The organism is Bradyrhizobium macuxiense, from assembly GCF_001542415.1.
GTDB classification, from domain to species: Bacteria; Pseudomonadota; Alphaproteobacteria; order Rhizobiales; family Xanthobacteraceae; genus Bradyrhizobium; species Bradyrhizobium macuxiense.
Genome location: NZ_LNCU01000020.1, coordinates 1 through 8772 on the forward strand (window position 1 = coordinate 1; position 8772 = coordinate 8772).

The window sequence follows — 8772 nt, forward strand, 5'->3', positions numbered from 1 at the left end:
CCGCGGACTTTGGTAATCGGCCAAATGAGCTTCACATCGACCGGATACACCTTCAGGTGCCGAGGGATGCCGACAGCCCAGGCCAGCCCGCGCTCTGTTAGCCCTTGTCGAAACGGTGCGCTGAGCCCGTATCCTGCATCCGCCAGCACACATCCAAAGCGCACGTTGGCTGCCATCACGCGGTCAATCTCGGCCAAAGCAATCTCCGGCTTGGACCGTAGCGTTCGGTGTTCGACTGGCACGCGAGCGCGCTTCAAACGAGACACGTTGCTTGTCCAACTATCGGGCAGAAAGAGGCGCAACGCGACCATCACCGGCACTTCGCCGCGCGCAAGCGTCAAAGACACCAGCGTTTGGCAATTTGCCGTTTTGCCGAGAGCCGACGCGTATTGAGCTGCAACACCAACCGAGCGTTCGCCCTTCTTCGGCAGTGAGGTGTCATCAATAACGAGCACCGCATCCCTACCGCCGACAAGTCGGTCCGCCTGGTTGAGCAGCTCCGTCTCCAGCGGCGTCGCGTCCCAGACACCGTCCGCAATGAAATGGTGCAGTTGGTCGTAGTTGCCCGTGGCAAGGCGCTCCGCCATCGGCTGAACGCTCTTGCGATCGCCAGGACCGATCAGTCCCGCAACGTACAGAGGACACATCCGCTGCCGAGTCTTATGACCCAGCCGGTCCAAGAACGGCATCAGCCAGCGTTCAAGTTCGTCTTCCCATCCCGCCATGGTCAGCCCTCCAAGAGCCGACCACCCATGAATCATTGAAAAATTGATTCGGGAATCCTAAAAAATCGCGGAAATCCAATAATCTGCCAAAGTAGTGCTAGTACCACCGCGAGTCGAACCCTCGGTACGAAAAAACAACCGGCCGTCCGTTAACCGGAGCCGGTTGGTGCAAGTTTCTGTGTAAGATGAAACCACGGACTCGACCCGAGAGCGCTGGGCTCTAGCAACGAGCTGTGCTGCAATCAAGCGCAGGCCCGGATTCAGCCGTCAACGTAAATTTCTGGCGAGCCATTCATTCCAGTCGAGCGTCGGATCGAGGATGCGCTGCTGTTTGAAGCGGCTGGTCAGTTCCTGGCGCGCTGCTTTCGAGAGCTTCCGGTACAGGAAGCGAAGCTCGACCACGGTCTCGCGACGGTTACGTTTGGTCAGATTGCTATCCGCCTCGCGGCTCGTGAGCTTTCCGATCAATCCAATCGGCCCAACGGGTGCAAGCCGATCTCCCCGTAGGAGCACAGTCGCCTGCTTCTCCAGCTCTTTGCGCTTCTGTTGCTGGGTGATTGTCATTCGGGCAACCGATAGGCCCGCTCGCCGTCGCGCGATAGATGGGCGGGATTTTTTGCGGCGTCAACGTAAATCGTCATCAGCGCGTCGGACATTTTTCGGCTGGTTCTTGCTCGACGTTTCCAAGCAGCGGGAAGATGTCCGGCAACAGGCGTTCGCTGCAATCGAGAACGTCTAACGTAATCAGCCGTTTGGTGACTGCCTTGCGCAGCCGCGCTCGCGCTTCAGCGTAGCTCATTCCGGACCCGATTTTTTTCGCATCGAGACGCCAGGCCCGATAGGCAGTATTGAACCAGGCGAGCTCGCCGGTCGCGTTCGCCGCATCGATCACCTCCTGGACGTGCCGGACTGCTGATTTCACGCGAGCCATCGCTGCGGCGTGATTTGTCAGCAGGATAGTCGAGCGATACGTCGCTGGCGTCCTGTCATGGGCCGACGCCCACAATGCGCTGGTCTCCCTCGGCTACCGGGACCAAGCACTCAAGATCGAACTGATCGAATTGGACAAGGCCCGCGCCCGGCGCCCATGATCGGGATCAGCGTGCCACGTCGTCATCGACAGGGGGACGACCAGTCGCTGCCAAGCGCTCAACCCCAAAACAAAATCAAGATCATCATAACAACCGGCAAAGCGCCAATGACGATCACCGCGATGGTGAAAAAGACCTCATTTTCCACGAGGGCGAGAAGCCGCGTCCTCAGCCTAGAGAGGCGGTATCTGCGCGGCGCGGCCGAAGTCTGAGCCGATCGCGACCATTCCTCGGTCGGCCTGTCGATCTCGGGAACGTCGGCTTGCTGGTAGGGCGCAAGGCTGATGCGCGGCGCTAGTGAGGCCAGACCGCTCTTCCGTTCAGCCAAACGATTCGATTGCACGATCGGAACATGAGACCTCGGACCCCTTCCGAAAGCCCCCCGCATCCGACGCCTGGTCTTGGTGCCCGGCTCGCGCATGGCAATTCCCCTGCGGGAAAGGTATGCACCCATAGAGAACCTCGCCAGTGAAATTGCGATCACGCCTGGCCTTTGGCAAATTGGATGCCTGCCCGGGTCGGAACAAATTTGGGAAAAGGCTTGCAATGAGCGGCATCAGCGACAATCGGTTCGCCGAGCGCCCCCCCAATATTGAGCCCGCGCGAAAAGCGGCTGTTGAGACGTCTGGCCCAAGGCAAGACTGACAGGAAGATCGCGGCGGAGATTGGGGGGAGGCAGGATCAAATCGCGTTGCAGCGCCATAGGCTGATTGAAAGACTGCAAATTCGGTCGCAGGAACAGCTTGAGGCTCTAGCCGAAGAATTCGCTGGTTGGCCGGAACGAACGGGCGATGGCAAACCAGAGAGCGGGCGGCGACAGCCTTAGCGGACCGCCGTCCGCGCTCGGTCGATTTCGTCAGTACCGATATCCATAAGGATACTGACCCGGGCAGACGTAGCTGCCGTAAGTGTCGTAGTAGCAGCCGCTGTTGTAGTAGCCGTACGCTCCTGCCGCTGCGGCTCCGACGGCGGCAGCACCATATGCGGCGCCACGGTAAGCGCCACGATAAGCCGCATTGCGGTAGACGCCTCCGCGAACCGCAGCCCGCGCTACCGGGCGCCCGGGTATTGGACGATACCCGTAGCCTCGCCCGGCCACTCTGTATCCGCCGCCGACCCGTCCAGCATGAACGGCACCGCCTCTAACGTGGGCGGCGCGCATGCCGCCGCCATGAAATCCTCCTCCGCCGCGAAAGCCGCCACCTCCACCACGGCGGGCAAATGCATCATCAGGAACCAGACTGGCAGCCACGAGGATGGCTGCCGCGAGCCCGATCAGACCATAACGAACCATGACGTCCTCCTTACAGTGAGGCGCCGCCGATCCGCTGGCGTTTAGCAGTGATGCCGGGCCAACGGCGACCAGCACCCAGCCTGCAACATTCTTCGCCCGCCTCCATTCGCGTTTGACGTAGATCAAGTCGACATCACTGATCGCGCATGTTCCCGACGGGAACCGGAAGCATCTGCTCGTAGGCATCGGCGAGGAAATGGTCGAAGCTCTCAATGCGAATAAGGCCAAGGCGCGGGTATTCCATATCGGTGACGATGTAGAGTGCGACGGCCAGGGTTCCGGCGAAGATCACCATGTGTATCCAACTGCGCCCCGCGCTCCCCGCCATGCCGAACCCAGCAAGCAGCGAGCAGCCCAATCCAAGGCCAAAGAGCATGAAGAAGATGATCTGTGGCGGATGCTTCTCCGCCGCGCCAGCACGCAGGCGAGCCACCTCAAAAAGACTGTTCAGCGCTGGAAGCGACAATGCGCACGCGGGCCGGTAGTTTGGTTGCGGGCACGCGCCGACGGCGGCGTCCCACAACCGGGTTTTCAGATCGAGCAGCACGGCCTCTTGTCTGTCGGAAAAATCCTCGGCCCTTTGTAGGAGGAGGAAGTCGTGGGGCATCCGATATAGATCGACGCGAGCCTGAACATATCCTTTGAGTATGCCCTGCAACTTGCGTGCGTCGTCGCCGCCGAAGAGGGTGAGACGATCATACGCCGTGGTCGCCGCCGTCGCTTCCTGAATGACGAGTTGTCGGCGGTCATCGAACCGTTGAAGCGCGCCCGAGATGGTGAAGGCTAGCAGCAGGCCCATCAAACCGAATATCGCGCCCTCGACAGTCGCCAATCCCGCCGTGCCCTCGGCGCCGTTCCGTTTGCGATGCCGCAGCCCCAACTGCTGGCCGAGCCGTAGCAAGATGAGCGAGCCAACAAAAAATGCGGCGGCGATGGCTACTGCAAACAGCAAGAAGATCATTGCCAATCCCAACACGAACAGCGTGCTCGGCTCCAAGCGCCGAGACGACAGTCTGTCGTCAAATCGTGCAGTAAATTAGGTTGCCCGCGCTTTTTGCGGTTCCCCTAGGTCGCATAAACGGGCGCGGGATCGTGGGACCGCGCACCTTGCGCATATTAGGCCTTTCCGTTTTGGGCTTTGGTTGAGCCCTGGACGCGCGGAAAACGGTCAAAAAATCGGGAAATTCCGGGCTCTGAAATGGACGCTTTGATCGATAGAGCCGCCGTTGAGGTATGGCCGATCGGGCGCCTACGGCCCTATGAGCGGAATTCCCGGCGGTATTCGCTCGAGCAAATCGAGCAGATCGCGGCATCGATCCGCCACTGGGGTTGGACGATGCCGATCCTCGCGGCCGACGACGGCATGGTGCTAGCCGGTCACGGCCGACTGGCGGCGGGCAAACTCCTCGCCATCGCCGATGGTGCCGGTCATCGTCGCGCGCGGGTGAAGCGATCAGCAAAAGCGCGCCTATGTCATCGCGGACAATCGGCTGACTGATGCGTCCGATTGGGACGACGAGATGCTGCGGCTCGAATTGAACGACCTTCTCGAATGCGGCTTTGAGCTATCGCTGACCGGCACTACCGAGAGCGAGCTATCCCGGCTCTCGGTCGGTGTCGGCGAGCTAGAGGCGATGCCAGAATTGGCCGACGGCGATCGGTCTCCATATCGCAACATGACGTTCATTCTGTACGGCGAACAATGGGACATCGTCGAGCGTGCGATAGCTAGGGCGACCAAACCACGTGAGCCGAATAATCCCAATCGATCGCCGCAAGGCAATGCGCTCGCCGCGATCTGCGCCGAATATCTAGAGCGCGTCTCATAAATCGAGCGCATTGGTGCGGCTTACTCGATGTCCGTTATGCCCCGATACCGACCAAATACCGCAGCGCAGCGACATGACGCGATGGGCACACTGGCGGACATTCGCCTGCGCAGCTAGACTTGTGCGGCTTGCGCCCCGGCGCTACCCATGATCCGTCATGATTGACCGTCTGACGCGTATCGCACCCGGATTGACAAAGCTCTTGTCCTACAGTTTTGCCGAAGACTTTCGGCATGATCTGTTGGCAGGGGTCTCCGTCGCCGCAGTGGCATTGCCGGTCGCGATCGCCTACGCGCAGCTGGCGGGCTTCAATCCCGTCGTGGGGCTTTATTCGAGCATTCTGCCGCTAGTCGCGTACGCCATCTTCGGCACTTCGCGGCAAATGATCGTGAATCCCGATGCAGCGGTGGGCGCTATGGTCGCTGCTGCGGTAGCTCCGCTGGCGGGTGGAAATGCCGAATTATACTGGTCGCTGTCGGTCGCAGTTACTTTTCTGGCCGGCATGTTCTGTATTGTAGCGAGTTTTTTTCGGCTCGGAGCGCTGGCGGAATTTCTCTCTAAGCCAATCCTTGTCGGACTTTTGAATGGCGTCGCAATTTCAATTTGCCTCGGGCAAGCCGGCAAGCTTCTCGGCTTTTCCATCGAATCCAAAAGGGTCATTCCGCAACTGCTTGAAATCTTCGCCAAGCTTCCTCAGACGCAGATTCCGACGCTGATCGTGGGAGCGGCAAGCTTGGCAATATTGTTTGGGCTGGCGCGCTGGGTGCCGCGACTTCCGACTGCTCCGATCATATTGATCGCCGCCGGCGCTGCGGTCGCCCTGTTCGGGCTCGACCGGTATGGAGTATCAATCCTGGGGTCGGTTCCTGGGGGCGCGCCGCCGTTGCGATTGCCCAGAATTCCAGAAGGCGACATACCGTCGGTACTTGGCAGCGCGGCGGGGTTGGCTCTCGTGCTGTTTTCGAGCGGCATGCTGACAGCGCGCAGCTTTGCGTCGAAGGGTGGGTACGAGATCGACACTGATCGTGAATTGGCAGCCTTTGGTGCTGCGAATCTCGCTTCCGCCTTATCTCAAGGGTTCGCCGTAACCGGCGCTGACTCCCGCACGGCGGTCGCCGTAGCAGCCGGCGGCCGCACTCAGGTGACTGGCCTGGTGGCCGCGGTGACGATCACCGCGGTGTTGCTGTTTTTGACCGGCCCCTTGCGATATGTACCGACTGCTGCCTTGGGCGCGTTGCTTGTTTTCGCTTCAATTTCGCTCTTCGACACACAAACGCTACGCGAAATCTGGAGCATCGATCGTACCGAGGTCGGCCTGGCTGTGATCACTACGCTGGGAGTGGTCGCGCTGGGTGCCATCAACGGAATCCTCATCGCGGTGGGGTTGGCCCTGGTCCGCTTCGTCAAGTTGACCGCACGGCCCAGGGACGAAGTCCTGGGAACAGTCGACGGGCTTCCTGGTCTGCATTCCATCGAACGACATCCGGACGCCAGGACGTTTCCGGGTCTCGTGCTCTATCGCTTCGATGGCCCGCTTACCTTCTTCAACTCCGATTACTTCAAGACGAGAACGCTTGCGGTCGCCGAGGCCGCGGGCCCGGAACTTCGATGGTTTGTGATTGACGCAATTCCAATCAGCCAGATCGACATAACCGGTCTGTATGCGCTTCGCGATTTGCGGGGAAGGCTGGAATCGCGTGGAGCGTCCCTGATACTAGCCGGGCGCAAGGCCGAATTTCTCGAGTGGTTTCGGGAAGCCGGTCTCTACCGGCCGGAACATGAAACGTGGATCCTCCCTACACTGCGCCAGGCTTTGAAAGCCTATCTGCGGGCAGCGCAACCCGTCGCGCCGCTTAACCAGGACGATCTGTGAACATCCGACCTGGGTGAAAAGCGATCATCGACCGGGACCGACGCGATGTCCGCTCAGGGGCGGAATCAGACATCAGGCTTGAGAGTGGCAACGTCTGGCACGGGCCCAGTAAGCGACATCGGAACGATCACGGCCGGCTCAGCTTGCGGGCGACTGAGACAAAGCTGTAGCCCTGAGTACCTGGGCCTCCAATCATGATCGCCTCCACAAATGGCTCATCGATTGATGCCGGCGAAGACCAATCCACTATGAAATTTGCACCAAGACCGCCGCGGATGTCTCTTTGGGGGACCACAATTTGAATTGCGCCGTAGGGTTTCAGTGCAATCGGCTTTGGCAAATATCTTTCGATCAGCTGACCGGCGACATCGAAGTAGTCGATCCGCTCGACGACGAGGGCCCCGTTTCCGAAGTGTTCTGAATAGAAAGTGTAACGGACAAATCGAGTCTGGTGTCTGCATCGCGGATCATGAGACTTGAATGCGCTGGAACGTAAAGCCTTCCCCGTAGGATCAGGGGATCACGCGGTAGATCGGCAATCGAGTCTGCAAACCTTGCCAAGGGGGCTGGAAGCGGGTCTGGCTGTGCCAGTACGCTTGGCGCGGCCAGTAACGTCAGCAGCGCGAAAACGATAGCTGCCTTTCTCATCCTGCCCATCCGTGTTGCCAGTGTGCCATGGCTCCAGACCGAGGACGCGTCGGGAAAAGCGGCATTGACGTAGATCAAGACTGTCGATCATTCACCCGTGGGAAATCACGCCTGGACTGGATATCCCGCAGATCGGAAAGACGCGCCGGATCGAAAAGGCCTAGCATTACAGTTGTGTTTTCTGAGAGTTTCTGAATCCATGGGCAACCATGATTCGAAGATTGTGGGCGCAGGCAGCGTCAGTTGAAGAGACGCTTGCGTTGTGGGCTGCGTCGCTTCGGGAGGTTAAGAAGCGGATACGTCCGCTGTTCGGGCAAGAACGTGTTGCGAGGAACGCGGGCCTGTTTCTGGAAGGTCTGCTCGGTGATGAGCAACGCAAGACCGGTTGGATGCGCGCGGAGGCCGCTGGCGATCCTGGTCCTTGGCGGCAACAGGCGATCTTGGGTCGCAGCGATTGGGATGCCGATGCCTTGCGCGATATTGTCCGCGACTATGTGATGGAGCATTTGGCAGACGACGATGCGGTCCTCGTCATCGACGAGACCGGCTTTCTCAAACAGGGGAAGGCGTCGTGCGGCGTGGCGCGGCAATACACCGGTTCGGCAGGCAAGATTACGAACTGCCAGATCGGCGTGTTCGCTACCTACGTTTCGCGTCATGGCCATGCGTTCATCGATCGCGCATTATATCTTCCGAAGGAATGGACCGACGATCCAGATCGCCTGGAAGCCACATACGTGCCTGCCGACGTCGGTTTTGCGACCAAGCCAAAGCTTGCGACGAGAATGATCGCACGGGCGATAGCGGCGTCTGTCCCATTCAACTGGGTTGCCGGCGATACCGTTTACGGTGTTGGCGACCTCGAACAGCAATTGCGTCGGGCCGGCAAGGGCTACGTGCTTGGGGTCAACAGCGCTCATGTATTCCGATCCTGGGGCAAGCGACCGCCGGTCGCCGGGACGGCTGCGGAACTCGCCCGGACGCGACGCCCATCCGACTGGAAGCGCCTGTCGGCCGGTGCCGGAACCAAAGGACCGCGGCTGCACGATTGGTGTTATCTCGAACTAGCCGATCTCGATGCCGAAGAATTCAACAGCGTCGATCAAGGTCTTTGGACACGCGGTCTGCTGATCCGGCGTCGTATCGCTGATGATGACCTCGCCTTCTTCTCGACCTGGTGCCCGGCAGGAACATCAATTGAAACGCTGGTCGCGGTCGAAGGCCATCGATGGGCGATCGAAGACAGCTTTGAAACTGCGAAAAACGAATTCGGGCTCGATCACAACGAGAGCAGATCCTGGCATGGCTGGCA

General features: G+C 59.7%; 9 protein-coding genes and 1 pseudogene. 4 read left to right on the top strand and 6 right to left on the bottom strand.

All coding sequences use genetic code 11. The features are described from left to right. From AS156_RS04650 to AS156_RS04665, 4 genes are all read right to left on the bottom strand, one after another. Positions 1-761, bottom strand: a 761-nt coding sequence (locus tag AS156_RS04650; RefSeq protein ID WP_136626016.1) for an IS701 family transposase, incomplete at its 3' end; no start/stop codon positions are given. 231 nt (positions 762-992) lie between these two features. Further along, a complete protein-coding gene (locus tag AS156_RS04655) occupies positions 993-1289 on the bottom strand; it encodes a hypothetical protein (RefSeq protein WP_136626017.1) in 297 nt (98 codons plus the stop codon). Between the two features lie 76 nt (positions 1290-1365). Next, positions 1366-1647: a hypothetical protein gene (locus AS156_RS04660; RefSeq protein ID WP_136626018.1), complete on the bottom strand. Its 282-nt coding sequence runs from the start codon at positions 1645-1647 to the stop codon at positions 1366-1368. 227 nt (positions 1648-1874) lie between these two features. Next, positions 1875-2159, bottom strand: coding sequence for a hypothetical protein (locus AS156_RS04665; protein WP_160331055.1), 285 nt, complete (start codon positions 2157-2159; stop codon positions 1875-1877). 249 nt (positions 2160-2408) lie between these two features. Between AS156_RS04665 and AS156_RS45900 the strand changes: the two genes are divergently transcribed. Further along, positions 2409-2642 carry a LuxR C-terminal-related transcriptional regulator gene (locus tag AS156_RS45900; RefSeq protein ID WP_066500686.1) on the top strand — a complete coding sequence of 78 codons (234 nt, stop codon included), beginning with the start codon at positions 2409-2411 and terminating at the stop codon, positions 2640-2642. Between the two features lie 601 nt (positions 2643-3243). On the opposite strand, the gene AS156_RS04685 is transcribed toward AS156_RS45900, so the two are convergent. After that, complete coding sequence (locus AS156_RS04685; RefSeq protein WP_066500700.1) at positions 3244-4071, bottom strand: bestrophin-like domain; 828 nt, start codon at positions 4069-4071, stop codon at positions 3244-3246. Positions 4072-4630: 559 nt separating this feature from the next. Here AS156_RS04685 and AS156_RS04695 point away from each other — a divergent pair. Together AS156_RS04695 and AS156_RS04700 are read left to right on the top strand one after the other, a co-directional pair. Next, positions 4631-4939, top strand: coding sequence for a hypothetical protein (locus AS156_RS04695; RefSeq protein WP_066500694.1), 309 nt, complete (start codon positions 4631-4633; stop codon positions 4937-4939). A gap of 157 nt (positions 4940-5096) precedes the next feature. Then, positions 5097-6812: a SulP family inorganic anion transporter gene (locus AS156_RS04700; RefSeq protein WP_066500697.1), complete on the top strand. Its 1716-nt coding sequence runs from the start codon at positions 5097-5099 to the stop codon at positions 6810-6812. Positions 6813-6939: 127 nt separating this feature from the next. Here the strand turns inward: AS156_RS04700 and AS156_RS45910 are convergent. Continuing rightward, positions 6940-7200: pseudogene (locus tag AS156_RS45910) on the bottom strand (DUF3124 domain-containing protein); the annotation flags it as partial. Positions 7201-7669: 469 nt separating this feature from the next. Here AS156_RS45910 and AS156_RS04705 point away from each other — a divergent pair. Further along, positions 7670-8772: IS701 family transposase (locus tag AS156_RS04705; RefSeq protein WP_066500704.1), on the top strand; the 1103-nt coding region annotated here is incomplete at its 3' end.

Coding starts and splice junctions, on each gene's coding strand:
- AS156_RS04655 (WP_136626017.1), bottom strand. CDS start 1,289: ATGACAATCACCCAGCAACAGAAGCGCAAAGAGCTGGAGAAGCAGGCG.
- AS156_RS04700 (WP_066500697.1), top strand. CDS start 5,097: ATGATTGACCGTCTGACGCGTATCGCACCCGGATTGACAAAGCTCTTG.
- AS156_RS04695 (WP_066500694.1), top strand. CDS start 4,631: ATGCTGCGGCTCGAATTGAACGACCTTCTCGAATGCGGCTTTGAGCTA.
- AS156_RS04685 (WP_066500700.1), bottom strand. CDS start 4,071: ATGATCTTCTTGCTGTTTGCAGTAGCCATCGCCGCCGCATTTTTTGTT.